Source organism: Sphingomonas sp. Leaf339, from assembly GCF_001426195.1.
Classification (GTDB): Bacteria; Pseudomonadota; Alphaproteobacteria; order Sphingomonadales; family Sphingomonadaceae; genus Sphingomonas.
Map to the genome: position 1 here is coordinate 844,228 of NZ_LMRS01000001.1, position 18,305 is coordinate 862,532.

Genomic DNA, 18,305 nt, shown 5'->3' on the forward strand with positions numbered 1-18,305 from the left:
GGGGCGGGATGAGTATGGAATGCGATTGAAGCTAGACGCGCGCGCCCGGCGCCTGCTGCGGCGATTGCCCGTAGTGAACGTCTATTCAGTGGCGGAACTCGCGCTGATGGCGGGACTGTCGGTTCAATGCGCGCGGCTGTTGTGGGTGCTGGTGACGCCAGTTGGGCCGCTGGGTGACTGGCGTCCGGTGGGGGTCACGGTACCGGGCTCGCCGTTCGGCTTGTTGACCAGCTTCGATCCGTTCTTCCGGTTGCAGGGTGCGCAGATAGGGCCATCTACGGTCACCGCGTTGCAGTTGACGTTGTTCGGCACTCGGCTCGATGAGGCGACGGGGCGTGGCTCGGCGATCGTCGCAGGACCTGACGGCGTGCAGCAAAGCGTAGCGGTGGGTGATGAAATTCAACCCGGCGTCCGGCTGAAGGCGGTGTCGTTCGACCATATCACGCTTGACCGTGGAGGTGTGGACGAGGATCTGTTTCTCGATCAGTCCGGCCAAACCCCGCCGCCACCGGGCGGCGTGCCCGGCAGCGGACCGCCGGCGACCGTGCCGATGGTACCGGGCGGATCGACACCGCGTCCGGGCGGCGGCGCGCCCGCGATCGGCATCGGTCAGTTGCGCCAGGAAATCGGCTTCATCCCGCGGCTGGATGGTGGTCGGGTCAGTGGTCTCGCCGTTCGATCGCAGGGTACGGGGCAGGCGTTTCGCATGGCGGGCTTGCGCGATGGCGACGTCATCACCGCGATCGGTGGCCGACCGGTATCCAGCCCCGCCGATCTAGACCGTGTCGCCACCGATTTCTCGGGCGGCGGCAATATTCCCATCACCGTCGAGCGTGGGCAGGAAACGCTGCCGCTCGCCATTACGATAGCGGCTCCCACCCGATGAAACTTTCTTCTTTCGTTCCGGCGGCCATCATCGTGGCGGCGGCATCGCCGGTGGCGGCGCAGACGACGTTGAACGTCCGCGATGCCGATATCCGCGCCTTCATCGCCGATGCCGCGCGCGTCACGGGCCGGACTTTCATCATCGACGCGCGGGTGGCGGGCAAGGTGACGGTGGTGACCGACCGGCCGCTGTCGCGCTCCGAGTATTTCGAAGTTTTCCTGTCGACATTGCGCGCCAATGGCCTGGTCGCGGTGCCGACTGGCAATGGCGCGCTGCGCATCCAGCCGATCGACAATGCCGCCGCACAGCCGAGCCGGATCGGATCGGGCGGAGCGGCGCGCAATAGCTTCGTGACCGAGATCGTCCGCCTGCGATCGATCGATGCGCCAAGCGCGGTCGAAACCGTACGACCGCTGGTTAGCGCGCAGGGCGCGGTCACCGCCAACCGCGGGGGTAACAGCCTCGTGATCGTCGATTTCGCCGACAACATCCGCCGGATCCGCGAAGTGATACGGCGCATCGATACCGACAGCAGTACGACCCGCGTTGTCGCCTTGCGCAATTCCAGCGCGCGCGAGATCGCGACGGCGCTACAATCGCTGGCGGGCGGCGCCGGTGGCGCGACGTCGGGCGGCGGGGGTGGCCAGTCAGCTGCTGGTGGCAGCGGCGTATCGGTCGTCGCGATCGAAAGCTCAAATTCCATCGCGCTACGCGGTGATGCGTCGAGCGTCGCAAGATTGGCGGCAGTAGCGGCTGATCTCGATCGCAAAGCGAGAAGCGGCACCGAAATCAAGGTCGTGTTTTTGGAAAACGCGGACGCGGAACAGTTGTTGCCCGTGCTCCAGCAGCTTGTCGGTCAGACCCCCGATCCTATCCAGACGACGACGCTGTCCCGTGGTACGTTCCAGCAAAGCAACGCGACCAGCGGATCGAACGGCAGCAATGTGCAGCCGCAAGCGATCCAGCAGGCTCCTCAGGTTTCCGGCGGCGGTGGTGGCAGCAATACGACCGCCAATGGGCAGCAGGCACCGATATCGCAGCCGGGCAGCCGCGTTCAGGCCGTCGTTACGCGCTTCACCGGCGCCAACGCGATCGTCATCGCCGCACCCGCCGAAATCCAGCGTCAGTTGTCGGAGGTGGTGCGCCAGCTAGATACCCGTCGCGAACAGGTGCTGATCGAGGCGATCATCGCCGAGGTATCGGATGCGACGGTAAAACGACTGGGTGCGCAGTTCCTGGTGGGCAGCCTGTCCGGCGGCGCGTTCGGTGCGTCAACCTATACCAACACCGCGCCCAATATCTTGTCGATTGCTGGCGCGATCGGCGCGCGCGAGGTCGGTGGCACCACCACCACCGTCGTCGCTGCGGATGGCACGCGAACGACGACAAACACCGGCAACACGGCGGCGGACACGCTAGCGCAGTCTGCGATCAGCTCGATCCTAGGCACCGCTGGCGGCTTTGCCGGCTGGGGCGGTAAGGTGGGTGACACGATCTTCGGCGCGATCATCAACGCGGTAAAATCGGACAACACGTCGAATCTCTTGCAGGTGCCGCATATCATCACAATCGACAATCAGCAGGCGCACAGCCTGGTCGGTCAGGAAATCCCGGTCACGACCGGGCAGGCGCTATCGAACAATTTTGACAACGCTTTTCGTACGGTGCAGCGCCAGAATGTCGGCATCCAGCTGGACGTGAAGCCGCAGGTTAATGCCGGCGGGTCACTCAAGCTGTATGTCCGACTGGAGGTGAGCTCGATCGCCGGGCCGGTGTCGAGCGACAATTCCGAACTAATCCTAAACAAACGCGCGTTCGAGAACGTCTTCACGCCTGACGACGGCCAGATCACGGTGATCGGCGGGCTGCTCGACGACAATGAGCGGCGCACGATCGAGAAGATCCCGGTGCTGGGTGACATTCCCGGTCTGGGCGTGTTGTTCCGATCGAAGGCGCGCAGCCGGACCAAGACCAACTTGATGGTGTTCATCCGGCCGACCATTCTGCGCACGCCCGAAGATAGCCGGCGCGTGACCGAGCAGCGATATGGCTATCTTCGCGCGGTGCAGGGCTATGCACAGCCGGGCGTGGAGCCGTCGATCGACCAGCTGGTGCGTGATTATATGAACGCCGCGCCACCGATCCCCTCCGCACCGATGGCGGGCAATATCGAGGATCCGAAGATCGCAGTGCCGGTGCAGACCCGATCGTCAATGTCGATCCGGCCCGAGCGGCAATGATTATTCGTCAGGGCAACGAGATAGCGCCGCCGCCATCGCTGCCGCCGATCGCCGGTGGGGTCGCGGATGAGGCGGTAATCGCCGGTAGCGACTTTTTGGCGCCCGAACCGGGTGTTAGCGACGTGGTCGTGCCGCAACTGGTGTTGCCTTATGGTTTTGCGCGCAAGTTCGGCGTTGTGGTGCAGCCGACCGGTCCCGACTCGCTGTTCACCGTGGCATTACGCGATGGCGCCGATCCAAAGGCGCTGCTGGAGGCACGGCGATATCTGGCACAGCCGTTCGACGTCACGATCGTCGACGCACCGGCGTTCGACCGGTTGTTGTCGGATGCCTATGCCATGGACGGTCAGGCGACCGCGCTGGCCGCGGTCGGCATGGGAGACGAGCTCGACTTGCTTGCCGGCGACCTGCCGACGGCCGAAGATCTGCTTGATACCGCCGACGATGCACCGGCCATCCGCCTCATCAATGGCGTCATTGCCGATGCGACGCGTAACGGCGTGTCGGATATCCATATCGAGCCATATGAAACCGGGCTTGTCGTTCGTATGCGGATCGACGGCGTGCTGCGTGAGACGATGCGGATGCCGCCGCACGTCGCGCCAGTGGTCGTCAGCCGCATCAAGGTGATGGCACGCCTCGACATCGCCGAGCGGCGAGTGCCGCAGGACGGGCGCATGGGCCTCACGCTGGGTGGCAAGCTGCTCGACGTCCGCGTTTCGACCTTGCCCAGTCGGGCGGGCGAGCGCGTCGTGCTGCGTATCCTGGACAAGGACAACGCCGGCATCAATCTCGATGCGCTGGGCATGCCGCCAGCGATGCTGAAAATCTGGCAGGAGGTTCTGGCCGAGCCGAACGGCATTGTCCTCGTCACCGGGCCGACGGGATCGGGCAAGACGACAAGCCTTTATGCAAGCTTGCGTCTGTTGAACGACGGCAGCCGCAATATCCTGACGGTCGAAGACCCGGTGGAATATGCCGTCGATGGCATCGGCCAGACACAGGTAAATGCCAAGGTCGGGCTCACTTTTGCGGCAGGCTTGCGTGCCATCCTGCGGCAGGACCCCGACGTCGTGATGGTCGGCGAAATTCGTGATCGCGAGACGGCGGAGATCGCGGTGCAGGCATCGCTGACTGGGCATCTAGTGCTGTCGACGGTCCATACCAACGACGCGATCGGCGCAATCACGCGGATGCGCGACATGAAGGTCGAACCGTTCCTGCTCGCCTCCACGTTGCGCGCCGTCGTGGCTCAACGGCTGGTGAGGCGGCTTTGCCCGTCCTGCCGAAAGCCAGTGCCCGCGGCAGGAACGGTGGCGCTGTTGCTGGGGCTGGAACCGACCGATACGGTGTTCACGGCCGTTGGTTGCGACCAGTGTGGGCATAGCGGCTACAAGGGCCGGATTGGCGTGTACGAGGCCGTGCGCGTCGACGACACGATCCGCCGTCTCATCAATGAAGGTGGCGACGAACGGGCGATTGCCGATCACGCATTCCGCCGCGTGCCCGATCTTGCCCATGCTGCGCGCGATCTGGTCCGTGCCGGCCAGACGACGCCGGAAGAAGCCGTGCGGGTGTCGCGGCGTGACATGACTGACGTGCCGGAACCGGTCGATGCGTAAGACCGCCGTCGATTATAGCGCAGCATAGCCGGTGGCTGATTTCAACTACATCGCGATCGACACGCGCGGCGCGGAAAAGCGCGGTCATGTCGCTGCGCCCGATCTGGATGCCGCGCGCGTGTCGCTGGGCCGGCAGAAACTGTACGTCGTCAAGATCGAGTCCGGATCGCCGCCGACAGTGCGCGGCCGCCCGCTCTTTGGTCTGCAGCTAGGCCGCGCCAAGATGAGCGTAAAGCATCTGACGCTGTTCACGCGTCAGCTTGCGACCCTCAACCGCGTGTCACCACTGGAGGAGTCGCTCCGCACCATCACGAAGCAGACCGAGCAGGACAATGTCCGCGGCATCGTCAGCATCGTTCATGCCGGCGTAGTCGAGGGGCGGCGGCTGGCCGATTCTATGGCGCGTGAGCCGAAAAGTTTCCCGCCGCTATACCGTGCGATGGTCGCGGCAGGCGAAAGCTCGGGCACGCTGCCGACGATCCTCGACCGGCTGGCTGCGCTACTGGAACGGCAGGCGGAGATTCGCGGCAAGCTGATTACCGCGCTTGCCTATCCCGCCATCTTGGCGGTCGTCGCGCTGGGTGTCGTCACCGCGCTGATGATGTTCGTCGTGCCCCAGGTGGTCGAACAGTTCGACACGGTGGGCCAGGAATTGCCGCTGCTGACGCGGATGGTCATCGCCTTGTCGGACTTCCTCGTCGGCTGGTGGTGGGTGGCGCTCATGGCTCTTGCGCTGGGCGGGGTCGCGATGTGGCGTTTGCTGAAGGAGCCGGCGATCCGCCTGTCGTTCGACAGCTGGCTGCTCCGCATCCCCCTGCTCGGACGATTGCTCCGCGATCTCCACGCCGCACGGATGGCGCGAACATTGGGCACAATGGTCGCCAGTCGATTGCCGCTTCTCGAAGGGCTGACGCTAACGGCCGGAACGATCCATAATCGTCGGTTGCGCGTCGCGTCCGATGATCTGGTTGATGCGATCCGTGGGGGTGGCAGCCTGTCGGCGGCGATGCGGCGGGCAGGGGTGTTCCCGCCGCTGCTCACCTATCTGGCGGCGTCGGGCGAGGCAGCAGGGCGGCTGGACGAGATGCTGGAACGCGCGGCCGATTATCTGGAACGCGAGTTCGATCGTTTCACCGCCACAGCGCTGTCGCTGCTGGAACCGGCAATCATCGTCGTGATGGGCGGTATAGTCGCGACGATCGTGCTATCGATCCTGTTGCCGATCCTCCAGCTCAACACGTTGGCCGGGGGATAGGCGCCAATGAGAGGTTTCATGCGTACCGAATCGAATAAGAACCACCGCCGCGAAACCGGCCTCAAGCCCGTAAAGCGGTCCGCCGAACAAGGCTTCACGTTGGTCGAATTGATGGTCGTGATCGTCATTATCGGCCTGCTCGCCACGATCGTCGCACTGAACGTGCTGCCATCGGGCGATACCGCGCGCATACAGAAGGCGAAGGCCGACATCGCGCAGATCGAGGGTGGGTTGGAGCTGTTCAAACTTCAAAACGTGAATTTCCCGACGACCACGCAAGGGTTGCAGGCGCTGGTAACGGCGCCTTCCGGCCTCGCCGATCCGTCCCGTTATCAGCAAGGCGGCTATCTGAAGCGCCTGCCCGACGATCCATGGGGTCGACCGTATCTCTATGCCTCGCCTGGCCAGCATGGTGAAGCCGACGTCTGGACCTATGGCGCAGATGGCAAGGAAGGCGGCGAGGGGATCAATGCCGATATCGGTAGCTGGCAGTAACCGCCCCCTGATGTCGCCCGCTCGCGCCGACGCGCGGCAGGGCGGCTTCACGCTGGTCGAATTGATGGTCGTCATCACCATTATCGGTCTGGCGTCCGCCGTGGCGGCGTTCGCGATGCCTGATCCGCGCGGACGGGTACTCGACGAAGGATTGCGTTTTGCCGCCCGCGTCCGCGCCGCTCGCGACATCGCGGTGGTCGAGGCGCGGCCCGTCAGCCTGTGGGTGACCGGCGGCGGTTATGGCTTTGACCGGCGGCTGGGCGGCACATGGCGGCCAGTTGCGGAAAAGCCGCTGCGAGTGGAGCGATGGTCGGAAGATACCCGCGCGATTTTGCCGGACGCAAGCGGACGGGTGCGCGTCACCTTCGACCCTACCGGTATCGCGGATCGCAGCATCGACATTCGCCTGACACGGAGTGGCGTCGATGCACTGATCCGGATCGGCGCGGATGGCGAGGTGCGTGCCGATGCGCAGTGAGCGCGGCTTTACGCTGATCGAGATCATGGTCGCGCTGGCGGTGTTCAGCCTTGCGGTGCTGGCGCTTCTCCGGCTGGAAAGCGCCACCGTGCGCGGCGCCGGCCTGATCGACGAATCGATGGTGGCGCAAATGGTGGCTCGCAACGTCGCGCTAGATGCGCTGACCGAGGCACAGCCGCCCGCACCGGGCCGCACCAGCGGAGCCGAAGTGAACGGCGGCCGCGCGTGGCGCTGGACACGGCAAGTATCACCAACCGGCGATCCCACCGTTGTGCGGATCGACGTCGCGGTCGCCAGCCGCTCCGGACAGATAGTCGGCCGCATCATGATGATCCGACCGCCCAGCGCAGCGGCGCCGGTCGTTGGCGCGCCATCATGAATCGTACCCGGTCAGAGGGCGGCTTTACCCTAGTCGAGGTGATGGTTGCGCTGATGATCTTTGGCATGATTGCCGCTGCCGGTGTCGCTATCCTGTCGTTCAGTATCCGGGCCCAGGCCGCGACTGCTACGCGGCTGGACGATGCATCGGCGCTGGCACGGACCGTCTCGGCCCTGTCGGCGGACCTTGCCCAGGCGAATACCCGTGCCGCGCGTGATGAAGGTGGCACCTTGCGACCGGCCTTTGTCGGCGAAGCGGCGACGCTCGAACTGGTGCGCGGCGGCTGGACCAATATCGACGCGGCCGCACGGGCGGGCGAGCAGAAGGTCTTCTGGCAGATCTCGGATGGCTCGCTGGTACGGATCGGCTATCCACATCTCGACGGCGCGGTGGCGTTGCCGCCGACGACGATGCTCGCGGAGGTACGTAGCCTGCGCTGGCGATATCGGTATGCCGGCGCCTGGAGCGACCGGTGGGATGGAGCAGCGGGTGTTCCACTGCCGCAGGCGGTCGAACTGACGCTCGATCGGGGCGAGCGGCCAGGTTACCGCGCCATGTTCCTTGTCGGCACCGGCTATACAGGCACGTTGCCGGGATCGCCTCCCGGCGCCACCCCTACGTCCACACCGCCGCCGGTAAACCCCGGTGCGAACTGAGGCGCCCCATGAGCGTGGTGCGGCATTGCTTACCGTGCTCATGCTGGTTGCGGTGATCGCGGTGATGGCGGGGGCGGCACTGGAGAAGCTGCGGCTATCGACGCGGTTGGCCGGCAATGCTGCCAACACTGAGCAGATTCGTGCCTATGCCGTGGCGGCGGAGGCAATGGCGGGGGTACGGATCGGCGGCTTGCTGAACGCTAATCGCCAGCGGGTGACGCTTGCTGGCGGATGGAGCGGGAAACCGTTCGGATTTCCACTGCCTGGCGGAGGCATGGCCACCGCGCGTGTTACCGATGGCGCCAATTGCTTCAATCTAAACGGGCTCGTGCTGCGAACCGGCAGCGTTTTTTCCAGCAATCCAGTGCAACGAGCGCAGTTCACCCGACTGATGCGGTTGATCGGTGTTCCCACGCAAGTGGCGGATCAGATTGCGGCGGGTGCCTCCGACTGGATCGACACCGATACTGACCAGCAAGCTAACGGGGCGGAAGATGCGCGTTATACCGGCCAGCAGGTCGGATATCGCACCGCGGGCACATTGATGGGCGACCCGAGCGAATTGCGCGCGATCGCCGGGGTGACGCCGGAAATCTACGCGCAGGTCCGGCCCTGGATATGCACCTTGCCGCAGGCATTACCGGCACGGATGAACGTCAACACGCTGTTGCCTGAACAGGCTCCTCTACTCGCGATGCTGGCGCAGGATACCGTGTCGATAAACGCCGCGCGGCAGATGCTGCTGCGCCGTCCCTTGCAGGGTTGGGCTAATCCCGCACAGGTTTGGGAAGGGACCGGCTCCCCAACGGATGGCGCGAACCAGCTCGGGACGCGTTCCGAATGGTTCAATCTGGCGATCGATGTGGCAATTCCGGGGGCGCAGCTGGAAGAACGTGCATTGGTTGATGCGACAAGGCTTCCCGTGCGGCTCGTGGCGCGGCAATGGGGGGAAGATACATGACCACGCTTCTGTTCCTTCCTGCCGGTGACATCGGCTTTCGCTGGATGCGATTCGGCGATGTTGGGCTAATGGCGCGTGGCGAGGGTATTCCCGCTGGCGAAGATCCGGTGATCGCCGTCGCGCCCGCCGATGCGGTGACATTGCATTGGGCGGACCTTCCGACGCGTTCCATCGCGCAGGCGACAGCCGCCGCGCGCATCCTCGCCGCCGAGGCCAGCGCCGCCCCGCCAGGAGAATTGCACGTCGCGATCGGACAGGAGGACAAATCGGACGGCACCGACCGGCCGATCGCTGTTGTCGGAACGGCGGCCATGCGAGACTGGCTCGAGATGTTGGCGCGTGTTGGTGTCGATCCAGTTGCTATGGTGCCGGCTCCGATGCTGTTGCCCCGCCCGGACGAAGGATATTGGCAGGCGACGATTGCCGGACAGGCGCTGGTGAGGGGAAGGACGAGCGGTTTCGCCGATGAGACGCGGCTGACCGAGCTGGTGACAATGGGTCATTCTCTGACCGCTCTGACGCATGAACCGCTGGATCAGGCGATTGCCGCTGCTGCCCTATCGCCATCCCTCGATCTGCGGCAAGGGATGTTCGCCCGGCGGCGTCGCTTGGCTGTCGATTGGCGATTGATCCGGCGATTGGCGGTATTGGGTGTGGCGATCGTCGGCGTGACGCTCGCGATTTCGCTTGTCCGGCTGGCCAAATACAGCTTTGCAGCCGATGCGCTGGAGGCGCGGGCGAATGCTCTGGCTGCGACAGGCTTGCCGCGGGGCGAAACGGTCACCGACGCCGATCGCCAGCTGAGTGAACGGACGGGCCGCGTGATCGGGCCGGGGTTGGGCTTCTCCACCACGACCGCCGCCGCCTTCGCGGCGGTCCGCGCCGTTCCGGGGACCGAAGTGACCGCGATCGATTTTGCCGCCAATGGCGAACTGCGCCTGACCGTCGCGACGGAGCGTGAGGCGCTAGCGACCGATCTGAAACGCGCGCTGGAGGCGGCGGGCTTTGCCGTACAGGCCAGCGTGTTTCAGGCATCCGGCAGCCGGGTGACCGGCGACATGACGGTGCGCGCCCGATGACCACACTGCGTAGTTGGTTCGATGGCCGATCAAAACGCGAGCAGCGGTTGCTGCTGGTGATGACGGCGCTGGCAGCGATCACGATCGTCTGGGGACTCGTGATCCGGCCGATGAGCGATATGATGGCCGGCGCGCGGGAGCGGCATGCGGCGGCGGTCGTGCGCTTCGGCGAAACCGCGGCTCGGGTGGATGCGCTGCGTGACGCACGAGCGGCGCGGGTACCGCTTCTCACGGGATCGCTGGCGGATGCGGTGCGTGCCCGCGCCGATCAGGCCGGGCTTCCGATCGCGAGTCTCGATCCGGACGGCAATGACGGCGTTCAGATCTCCATCCAGTCTGCAAAGGGCTCGGCCCTGACCGCATGGCTGGCTCGACTGGAACGAGCCGGGATCGTCGTGGAGAGCGCGGCCCTGACTGATAACGGCGACCGTACCGTGGCCGGTCGGCTGGTATTGCGGCGGCGGGCGGCATGAGGCGTATTCGACTTTCCACCGCCCCGGCCGTGTTGTTTGGTGCGATGCTGCTCATCTGCGTGATCGTATTTCTGCCGATGCGACTGGTGCTGGGTTGGGCGGGCGCGGGCGAACAAGGATTGCTCGCACGATCCGTTACAGGAACGATCTGGGGATCGACCTTGCGTGAGGCGCGGTTTGGCGATCTGGCGATGGGCGATCTGTCCGCCCGTTTGTCGCCGCTTCCCTTGCTGGCCGGACGAGCGACGATGATGTTGACCGGGCCGGGCGGCACAGGCGCGCCGCCGCTGTCGGGAAATGCTTTTGTCAGCCGTCATGGCTACGGCATCGGCAGCATGACCGCTCGGATCGCCACTGGACGGGCGTTTCAGCCGTTGCCGGTCACCAGTCTCGATTTGGATGAGGTAACAGTACGGTTCGAGGATGATCGCTGCGTTGCGGCTGAGGGAAGGGTGCGTGCGGCGCTGACGGGCGATGTTGCCGGTATTGGCGTCCCGCCCTCCGTCGCTGGCGTGGCGCGGTGTGATGCGGGCGCGTTGGTGTTGCCGCTGTCAAGTCAGGCAGGAACGGAGTCGGTCACGCTGCGTATCGGTGGCGATGGACGCTATCGTGCCGACCTGTCGATCCGGCCAAGCGACCCTGTCGCCGCGACTCGGCTGGAGGCGGTGGGCTTCGTTCGCGGCAGCGACGGCTATGCTCTTTCGGTTGAAGGAAGTCTGTGACCGCTTGACGGTCGGCGGGTCGTGCCGCTAGAGGCTCCAACCTTCGCGGCGACCGTAGTTCAATTGGTTAGAGCGTCGGCTTGTGATGCCGGAAGTTGCGGGTTCAAGTCCCGTCGGTCGCCCCACTATTTCTCTTCCCCCGGACATTCGCGATGACCCATGACTGGGGTTTCCCCGATTTCGACGACCATGAAGGCGTCCACCTGTTCACCGATCCCGCCTCCGGGTTGAGGGCGGTTGTCGCGATCCATTCCACCAAGCTTGGCCCTGCTGCGGGCGGTGTTCGTTTTTGGCATTACGCCGACAGCGACCGCGCCATCACCGATGCACTGCGCTTGTCGCGCGGCATGAGTTTCAAGAATGCGATGGCCGGTTTGGAGCTTGGCGGCGGAAAGGGGGTCGTGCTGGCGGCGAACCTCGGCGATACGATCACCACCGATCAACTGGAGGCCTTTGGTCGTGTCGTCGAGTCGCTTGGCGGGAGATATGTAACCGCTGAAGATGTCGGCATGTCCGAAGCGCGGATGAAGGTGATCGCCGGGCAGACGCGCTACGTCTCTGGATTGCCGGTGGCGAGCGGTGCGGCGGGCGGCGATCCAGGACCTTACACGGCGCATGGCGTATATCTGGGTGTGAAGGCGGCTGCTGCGCGTGGTCTGGGTGCGACTAATATGAAGGGCGTACGTGTCGCCGTTCAGGGCCTGGGCTCCGTCGGTGGCGGCTTGGCCCGGCTGTTGGCAAAAGACGGTGCGATCCTGACATTGGCGGACGTGAACGAAGGCCGCGCGCAGGCGCTCGCTGGCGAACTTGGAGCGACGTCTGTGCCGCCGGAGGCGATCCTGGTGCAGGACGTCGACATATTCAGTCCGAATGCATTGGGCGCGATCCTGACGGAGCAGTCGATCGGCGAACTCAAGGCCAAGGTGATTGCCGGCGGCGCCAACAACCAACTTGCCACGCGGGCCGATGGGTTGCGCGTGCATGAGCGTGGCGTTCTATATGCACCCGACTATGTCATCAATGCGGGCGGCATCATCAACGTCGGTCTCGAATATCTCGGCCATGGTGACGAGGCCGAGGTAATGACACGCATCGCGACCATACCCGACCGACTTAACGAAGTCTGGGCCGAGAGTGACCGATCGAGTCTACCGGCGTCCGATGTGGCCGACCAGATCGCGCGGCGACTGATCGGGCGCTAGATGTTTAGTCCCGGCATTTGGTGGATCGGATCGACGATGAACCTGTCCGGCTCTGACGTCCAGATTTTGGCGATGTATTCGTAAGGCGTGAGGCCGCTGAGCGTCTTCAGCCGGCGGGCAATTATACGCAGCCATGAAGTCGGCAAGGTGCGTCCGTAGCTGCTCGTGGCTCTCGTAGTGGAAGCGTTTGACGGTCGCCTCCTTGATGGTGCGGTTCATCCGCTCAACCTGACCATTGGTCCAAGGGTGGTTCGGCTTGGTAAGCCGGTGCTCGATGTCATTGGCTTCGCAGATCATGTCGAAGCGCATCTGGCGCTACCAGGCGGTGTTGCGATTACGCGGCTGCTCGGCGAACTGGATGCCGTTGTCGGTGAGGAACGTGTGAATGCGGTACGGTACCGCTTTCAGCTAATGTTCAAGGAACTCCCACGCTGTCCGCCTGTCAGCCTTCTCAACCAGTTGGGTGACAGCGAACTTGCTGGTGCGGTCGATGCCGACGAACAGGTAGAGCTTGCCTTCGGCAGTCAACCTCGGCGATATCCATATGGAAGAAGCCGATCGGGTAGCGCTTGAAGCGCTGTCGCTTCGGCTTGTCGCCTTCGACATCCGGCAGGCGGGAGATGCCGTGCCTCTGCAGGCAGCGGTGTAGCGCTGACCGGGTCAGGTGCGGGATCGACGGCTGCAATGCGTAGAGGCAGTCGTCCAACGGCAGCAGCGTGTGCCGCCGGAACGCCACAACCATCGCCTCTTCAGCCTCGGACAAGGTGGTTGAATGAGGGGCCTTCGGCCCGGTCTTCAAATCCTCGACCGTCGCCCGCTTCCGCCACTTCGCCACCGTCTTGGGGTTGATCCCAAGCTCCCGGCTCAGCGTCGCGAGCGAAGCTTGCGATCGCTGTATTGCTGCTCGGACGGTGTGCGTGGTCGTGGCGCTCCCATGACCTACCTGTCCAATATGGCTTCCTTCCATTCCAACGAAAAGATCGCACCATCAAACCGTGGGATCAAACACCTAGGCCCTTCGACATTGCTGCGCCGCCACAAAAAAATGGTTTATCGCGGGTGTGGCGATTGGTTGAGGCTATGACGCAACTCTCGCGTGACGAAGGCAAAAATCTGCCGTAATCATTTGCGCATCGTGCCCACGCTTCATGCCTTTGCCAATCCTGCGCGCTTCCTAACGATCGCCCGGCCGCTGACGCCGGTGCTGGTCGGGCTCGGGATTGCCTTGATTGCGATCGGCTGCTGGGCTGGTCTTACCCAGACACCCCCGGATTATTTGCAGGGTGAGACGGTACGCATCCTTTATATCCATGTGCCGGCCGCATGGCTGGGTATGGGCGGGTGGAGCGGTATCGCGCTGTCATCGGTGGCGCTCTTGATCTGGCGGCATCCCTTGGCGACGATTGCGGCGCGAGCGATCGCCGTACCTGGAGCGGTGTTCGCGGGCATCTGCCTCATCACCGGATCGATTTGGGGGCGACCGACTTGGGGCACTTGGTGGCAATGGGACGGTCGGCTGACGTCGATGCTGCTGCTTTTCTTCGTCTATGCCGCGTATATCGCGCTGGCCCGTGCTGATAACGACCGCGGTGGCGATGGTCGCGTGCCGGCGCTGTTCGGGCTGGCCGGAACGATCCTGTTGCCGATCATCCGATATTCGGTTGTATGGTGGAATACGCTGCATCAGGGGCCGAGCATCGGTTTGACGAAATCCACTATTGCCGGATCGATCCTCTGGCCGCTGCCGATCATGCTGGCAGGTTTTTCATTCCTGTTCGCGGGGATCGTGTTGATGCGGATGAGGACGATGCTGGCGACGGCGAAGGCCGAAGCGCGGTTGCGGCGGATGGCTCGCATATGAACCCATGGCCATTCGTCGCTGCGGCGTACGCGATCACGCTGGGCGGGGCTGCCATACTCGCCGTCGTCAGTTATCTCGCGATGAAGCAGGCTGAGCGATGAGAGCGAAGAATCAGCGACTGACATTGGTGTTGCTGGCGCTGGCCGCCATCGGGGTTGCGGCCCTCCTTGCACTATCGGCGATGAAGGATCAGGCCGCCTTCTTTTACGCTCCGTCAGATGTGCAGCGTGAAGGCTTGCCGCTGGGTCGGGCGGTACGGCTGGGCGGCATGGTTGAGGCAGGATCGGTCAAACGGGCGGCGGACGGCGTGACCGTACACTTCGTCGTCACGGATGGCCGGGCCACCACCCCCGTTACGTTTGCCGGAATTGTCCCTGATCTTTTCCGTGAACGATCTGGTGTCGTGGCAGAGGGACAGTTCCAATCCACCGGGTCATTCATAGCGACCAATCTGCTCGCGAAGCATGATGAGAAATACATGCCGCCAGAATTGGCCGGCAAGATGCACGAAACGACGACGCTTGCTCGCTGAAACCGGTCTTGTCGCACTGTGGCTGGCGGCGGCGCTGGCTGCCCTGCAGCTAGTCATGGCGGCGCTGGGTCTGAAGGGCAGTGGCGAGTTGATGTCGGCGGTCCGGCCGGTGGCGGTGGTCCAGGGTGCGTTGGCGATCATCGCGATGGGCTTATTGATCGCGGTGTTCTGGCGATCGGATATGTCGGTAGCCTTGGTCGCGGCGAACAGCCATTCCGCCAAGCCGTGGCTGTACAAGGTGGCCGGTGCGTGGGGCAACCACGAAGGGTCGATGCTGCTGTGGGTGACGATTCTCGGCCTTGCTGGCGGGGCGGTAGCTTTACTGGAGCGACGGCTGCCGGAACGCACCTTGATCGCAACGTTGGGCGCACAGGCCGCTATCGCGCTGGGCTTTTATGCATTTCTGTTGTTTGCGTCGAACCCGTTCGCGCGACTGGAGCCGGCACCGGCCGATGGCATGGGGCTGAACCCGTTATTGCAAGACCCGGGCTTGGCGTTCCACCCGCCAACGCTTTACGCCGGCTATGTCGGACTGTCGGTGGCATTCTCCTTCGCGGTCGGTGCGTTGGTGACTCGCGATGTGGGGCGCGAATTCGCGCGGGCTATGCGGCCATGGGTACTGGGCGCTTGGATATTCCTGACGCTGGGCATCACGGCGGGCAGCTATTGGGCGTATTATGAACTCGGCTGGGGTGGCTGGTGGTTCTGGGACCCGGTCGAGAACGCGTCGCTGATGCCGTGGCTGGCGGCGACGGCGTTGCTCCACTCGGTGACAGTGCTGGCAACACGCGACGGCTTGCGTGCGTGGACGGTAATGCTGGCGGTAGTCGCGTTCTCAATGTCGATGTTAGGCACCTTCCTCGTTCGATCAGGTATCCTGACCAGCGTCCATGCCTTTGCGGTCGATCCACGGCGGGGGGCTTTCATCCTCGCTCTTCTGGTCATCTACATCGGCGGGGCGCTGGCGCTGTTCGCGGCACGTATCGGAACGGTTCGGCAGGGGACGACATTCGATCCGGTCAGCCGTGAAGGCGGGCTGGTGGCCAACAACCTGTTGCTGTCGGTCATTCTCGGTATCGTTTTGATTGGCACCCTCTATCCGATCGTCGCGGCCGGTTTTGGTGTGCAATTGTCCGTGGGGCCACCGTTCTTCAACAAGGCCGCGGGACCGATCGCGTTGTTGTTGGTGGCAATTATGGCGGTGGGGCCGCTGCTCCGCTGGCGGCGGGATGAGGCGCAGGCGGTGATCGCCCGCGCGACTTGGCCGATCGCCGCGACCGCTTTTGCCTTTGCGGGGCTGATCGTGTTCGCCATGCCGATCGGCGTGCTGCCGTTGCTGGGCCTGAGTGTGGCGACGGGACTTGCGGTGGCAAGCGTCGCACCTTTGTGGAAGCGCGATCTTCGCCGGACGCCGCTATTCACCTGGGGAATGGTCATCGCGCATCTGGGTATCGCGGTGTCGCTGGCGGGGATGGCGTGCGACGCGGCCTTCACCTCTGAGCGCCTGATCGCGCTCAGGCCGGGCGAGGCAACCCGGATCGGTCCGTATCAAGTGACTTTGGACGGAATTTCGCCGGTGGTGGCGGATAATTGGTCGGCGTTGCAGGCTCAACTGACCGTGACCCGCGATGGCGGATCCCGGCGCCTTTACCCGCAATCGCGCACCTTCACCGATCCACCGACAACCACAAGCGAGTCGGCGATCGCGACCGTGCTGGATGGCCAGCTATATACGGTGTTGGGTGTGACGGATGGTCGTGGGCGCTGGCAGTTGCGATTGTGGTGGAAGCCCTTCGTGACGCTGATCTGGCTTGGTGGTGTGCTGGTGGCACTGGGCGGCGCACTGTCACTACTTGGGCGGGTGCGGCCGCGCCGTCGTCCTCGGCCGGAGCCGGTGTGGCGGTGACGCGGCGTGTGCTCTGGCTGCCCCTGATCGGCTTCGCACTTTTATTTGCCGTCGTCGCATCGGGTTTGATCCGTCCGGCCGACCGGACGGTGAGGTCGGCGCTGATCGGCAAGCCGCTGCCGACTTTTTCCCTGCCACCGCTCGTCCCCGGCAAGCCGGGTCTGTCGAGTGCGGCGATGGCGGGACAGGGACCGCGCCTGCTGAACGTGTTCGCCAGTTGGTGCGTGCCGTGCGTGGCGGAGGCCCCGCAATTGATGCGCCTGAAGGCGGCGGGCGTTCCGATCGACGCGATCGCGATCCGCGATACGACGCCGGCAATCCGCCGGTTTCTAACGCGTGTTGGCGATCCCTATGCGCGGATCGGCGACGACCGGGTCAGCGCCGTGCAATTGTCGCTCGGTTCGTCCGGCGTGCCGGAAACGTTTTTGATAGACGGCAGGGGGATCGTCGCGCGGCAATATGTCGGCGACATTCGACCCGAGCAGGTCGATGAGATCATCGCCGACTTCCGGAAATTGCAGTGAAGAAATTGCTGGCAATGGCAATGGCGCTGGCCCTGTCGCCAGCCATCGCGCTTGCTCAATCGAGCGCGCCCGCTGTATTTGCCGACACTCAATTGCCTGATCCGGCTCAGGAAGCGGCTGCAAAGACGCTGATGGAAACGCTGCGCTGCGTCGTGTGTCAGGGCCAATCGATCGCGGATAGCGATGCGACGATGGCAGGCGACATGCGGGCGCTGGTCCGTCAGCGTATCCAGGCGGGCGAGTCGCCGGTTGCGATCCGTGACTGGCTCATTGCGCGATATGGCGACTATATTTCCTATGATCCCCCGCTGTCCGCGGCAACCTCACTATTATGGGCGACGCCAGTCCTGCTGCTCGGGCTGGGCATATGGATCGCCAGGGCCAGTTTCAGGCGGCGGCGATGATGGGCTGGATTGTACTCGCGATTATGATGGCTGCTGCGTTTGCGGCGCTGATGCTTTTACGCCTGCCACGACCGATGTGGTCGATGGTCGGTGCGGCGCTGATGCTAGGCGCGACAGGCTATGCGTTGCAAGGCCGCCCCGATCTGCCTGCGCAAAAGGCGATGCCTGCCGGCGAGATCTTGGCCACCGATCCGGCGATCTCGGACATACGAGGTCAGATGTTCGGCCGCTTCGGCGCCGAGGGCACATACCTAACGGCGGCCGACGCACTGTCGCGAAACGGATCATCGCGATATGAGGTGCAGACCATTCTGGGTGGTATTCGCGGGTCGCCAAAGAGTGTTCAGCTCTGGACAGCGCTTGGCGACGCTATTGCGCGACACGACCACGGCCAATTGTCGCCCGCTGCGGTTCTAGCCTTCAGTCACGCGTCCCAGCTCGATCCCAAGCATCCCGGTCCGCCCTTTTTTCTGGGTCTTGCGCTTGCACGTGCAGGGGATGTCGACGGAGCCGAATTGTCCTGGCGTCGGGCGCTGTCGCTGACTGCACCCAACGCGGTTTACAGGCCGGCGATCATCGAACGCCTTATGCTGATCGACAATCTCCGGCAGATGCTTGATCGCTGACCTC

General features: G+C 64.1%; 19 protein-coding genes, 1 tRNA gene and 1 pseudogene. 20 read left to right on the forward strand and 1 reads right to left on the reverse strand.

Annotated features, from left to right (window positions below; all coding sequences use genetic code 11):
* Positions 1-19: 19 nt before the first annotated feature.
* From ASG67_RS03900 to ASG67_RS03965, 14 genes are all read left to right on the forward strand, one after another.
* Positions 20-886 (forward strand): type II secretion system protein N, encoded by an 867-nt coding sequence (locus tag ASG67_RS03900; protein WP_056525448.1) that lies wholly within the window; start codon positions 20-22, stop codon positions 884-886.
* Positions 883-3,126 carry a type II secretion system secretin GspD gene (gene gspD, locus ASG67_RS03905; protein WP_056525450.1) on the forward strand — a complete coding sequence of 748 codons (2,244 nt, stop codon included), beginning with the start codon at positions 883-885 and terminating at the stop codon, positions 3,124-3,126. The genes ASG67_RS03900 and gspD overlap by 4 nt, the downstream gene beginning before the upstream one ends.
* Positions 3,123-4,748: a GspE/PulE family protein gene (locus tag ASG67_RS03910; protein ID WP_082543275.1), complete on the forward strand. Its 1,626-nt coding sequence runs from the start codon at positions 3,123-3,125 to the stop codon at positions 4,746-4,748. Before gspD ends, ASG67_RS03910 begins: the two co-directional genes overlap by 4 nt.
* 31 nt (positions 4,749-4,779) lie before the next feature.
* Positions 4,780-6,003, forward strand: a complete 1,224-nt coding sequence (gene gspF / locus ASG67_RS03915) for a type II secretion system inner membrane protein GspF (protein WP_056525453.1) — start codon at positions 4,780-4,782, stop codon at positions 6,001-6,003.
* Positions 6,004-6,021: 18 nt separating this feature from the next.
* Positions 6,022-6,498: a type II secretion system major pseudopilin GspG gene (gene gspG, locus ASG67_RS03920; RefSeq protein WP_082543276.1), complete on the forward strand. Its 477-nt coding sequence runs from the start codon at positions 6,022-6,024 to the stop codon at positions 6,496-6,498.
* A gap of 10 nt (positions 6,499-6,508) precedes the next feature.
* A complete protein-coding gene (locus tag ASG67_RS03925) occupies positions 6,509-6,976 on the forward strand; it encodes a GspH/FimT family pseudopilin (RefSeq protein WP_235535031.1) in 468 nt (155 codons plus the stop codon).
* Positions 6,966-7,355, forward strand: coding sequence for a type II secretion system minor pseudopilin GspI (gene gspI / locus ASG67_RS03930; RefSeq protein ID WP_156460619.1), 390 nt, complete (start codon positions 6,966-6,968; stop codon positions 7,353-7,355). Before ASG67_RS03925 ends, gspI begins: the two co-directional genes overlap by 11 nt.
* On the forward strand, positions 7,352-8,011 hold the full coding sequence (gspJ, locus tag ASG67_RS03935; protein ID WP_082543277.1) for a type II secretion system minor pseudopilin GspJ: 660 nt from the start codon (positions 7,352-7,354) through the stop codon (positions 8,009-8,011). The genes gspI and gspJ overlap by 4 nt, the downstream gene beginning before the upstream one ends.
* The gene (gene gspK, locus ASG67_RS03940) at positions 8,001-8,972 is read left to right on the forward strand and encodes a type II secretion system minor pseudopilin GspK (RefSeq protein WP_156460620.1); all 972 of its coding nucleotides are present in this window, start codon (positions 8,001-8,003) and stop codon (positions 8,970-8,972) included. Before gspJ ends, gspK begins: the two co-directional genes overlap by 11 nt.
* Positions 8,969-10,051, forward strand: a complete 1,083-nt coding sequence (gene gspL / locus ASG67_RS03945) for a type II secretion system protein GspL (protein WP_056525464.1) — start codon at positions 8,969-8,971, stop codon at positions 10,049-10,051. Before gspK ends, gspL begins: the two co-directional genes overlap by 4 nt.
* The gene (locus tag ASG67_RS03950) at positions 10,048-10,524 is read left to right on the forward strand and encodes a type II secretion system protein M (protein WP_056525470.1); all 477 of its coding nucleotides are present in this window, start codon (positions 10,048-10,050) and stop codon (positions 10,522-10,524) included. The genes gspL and ASG67_RS03950 overlap by 4 nt, the downstream gene beginning before the upstream one ends.
* On the forward strand, positions 10,521-11,246 hold the full coding sequence (gene gspN / locus ASG67_RS03955) for a type II secretion system protein N (RefSeq protein WP_056525471.1): 726 nt from the start codon (positions 10,521-10,523) through the stop codon (positions 11,244-11,246). The genes ASG67_RS03950 and gspN overlap by 4 nt, the downstream gene beginning before the upstream one ends.
* A gap of 48 nt (positions 11,247-11,294) precedes the next feature.
* A tRNA-His gene (locus tag ASG67_RS03960) sits at positions 11,295-11,371 on the forward strand.
* A 27-nt stretch (positions 11,372-11,398) separates the two neighbouring features.
* A complete protein-coding gene (locus ASG67_RS03965) occupies positions 11,399-12,448 on the forward strand; it encodes a Leu/Phe/Val dehydrogenase (RefSeq protein ID WP_056525472.1) in 1,050 nt (349 codons plus the stop codon).
* Here ASG67_RS03965 and ASG67_RS03970 read toward each other — a convergent pair.
* A pseudogene (locus ASG67_RS03970) lies at positions 12,445-13,400 on the reverse strand (IS481 family transposase). The gene ASG67_RS03965 and the pseudogene ASG67_RS03970 sit on opposite strands and share 4 nt — an antisense overlap.
* Before the next feature lie 183 nt (positions 13,401-13,583).
* Between ASG67_RS03970 and ccmC the strand changes: the two are divergent.
* The 6 genes from ccmC to ASG67_RS04000 all read left to right on the forward strand — a co-directional run bounded on the left by ccmC (position 13,584) and on the right by ASG67_RS04000 (position 18,301).
* A complete protein-coding gene (ccmC, locus tag ASG67_RS03975) occupies positions 13,584-14,309 on the forward strand; it encodes a heme ABC transporter permease CcmC (RefSeq protein ID WP_056526483.1) in 726 nt (241 codons plus the stop codon).
* A 97-nt stretch (positions 14,310-14,406) separates the two neighbouring features.
* The gene (gene ccmE / locus ASG67_RS03980; protein WP_056525477.1) at positions 14,407-14,841 is read left to right on the forward strand and encodes a cytochrome c maturation protein CcmE; all 435 of its coding nucleotides are present in this window, start codon (positions 14,407-14,409) and stop codon (positions 14,839-14,841) included.
* Entirely contained in the window at positions 14,831-16,747 is a 1,917-nt protein-coding gene (locus ASG67_RS03985) for a heme lyase CcmF/NrfE family subunit (RefSeq protein ID WP_056525481.1), read from the forward strand. Before ccmE ends, ASG67_RS03985 begins: the two co-directional genes overlap by 11 nt.
* Entirely contained in the window at positions 16,744-17,271 is a 528-nt protein-coding gene (locus ASG67_RS03990) for a redoxin family protein (protein WP_056526488.1), read from the forward strand. Before ASG67_RS03985 ends, ASG67_RS03990 begins: the two co-directional genes overlap by 4 nt.
* Positions 17,272-17,285: 14 nt before the next feature.
* Positions 17,286-17,675: a cytochrome c-type biogenesis protein gene (locus ASG67_RS03995; RefSeq protein WP_056526491.1), complete on the forward strand. Its 390-nt coding sequence runs from the start codon at positions 17,286-17,288 to the stop codon at positions 17,673-17,675.
* Between the two features lie 83 nt (positions 17,676-17,758).
* Positions 17,759-18,301 carry a tetratricopeptide repeat protein gene (locus ASG67_RS04000; protein ID WP_235535033.1) on the forward strand — a complete coding sequence of 181 codons (543 nt, stop codon included), beginning with the start codon at positions 17,759-17,761 and terminating at the stop codon, positions 18,299-18,301.
* Positions 18,302-18,305: the final 4 nt, after the last annotated feature.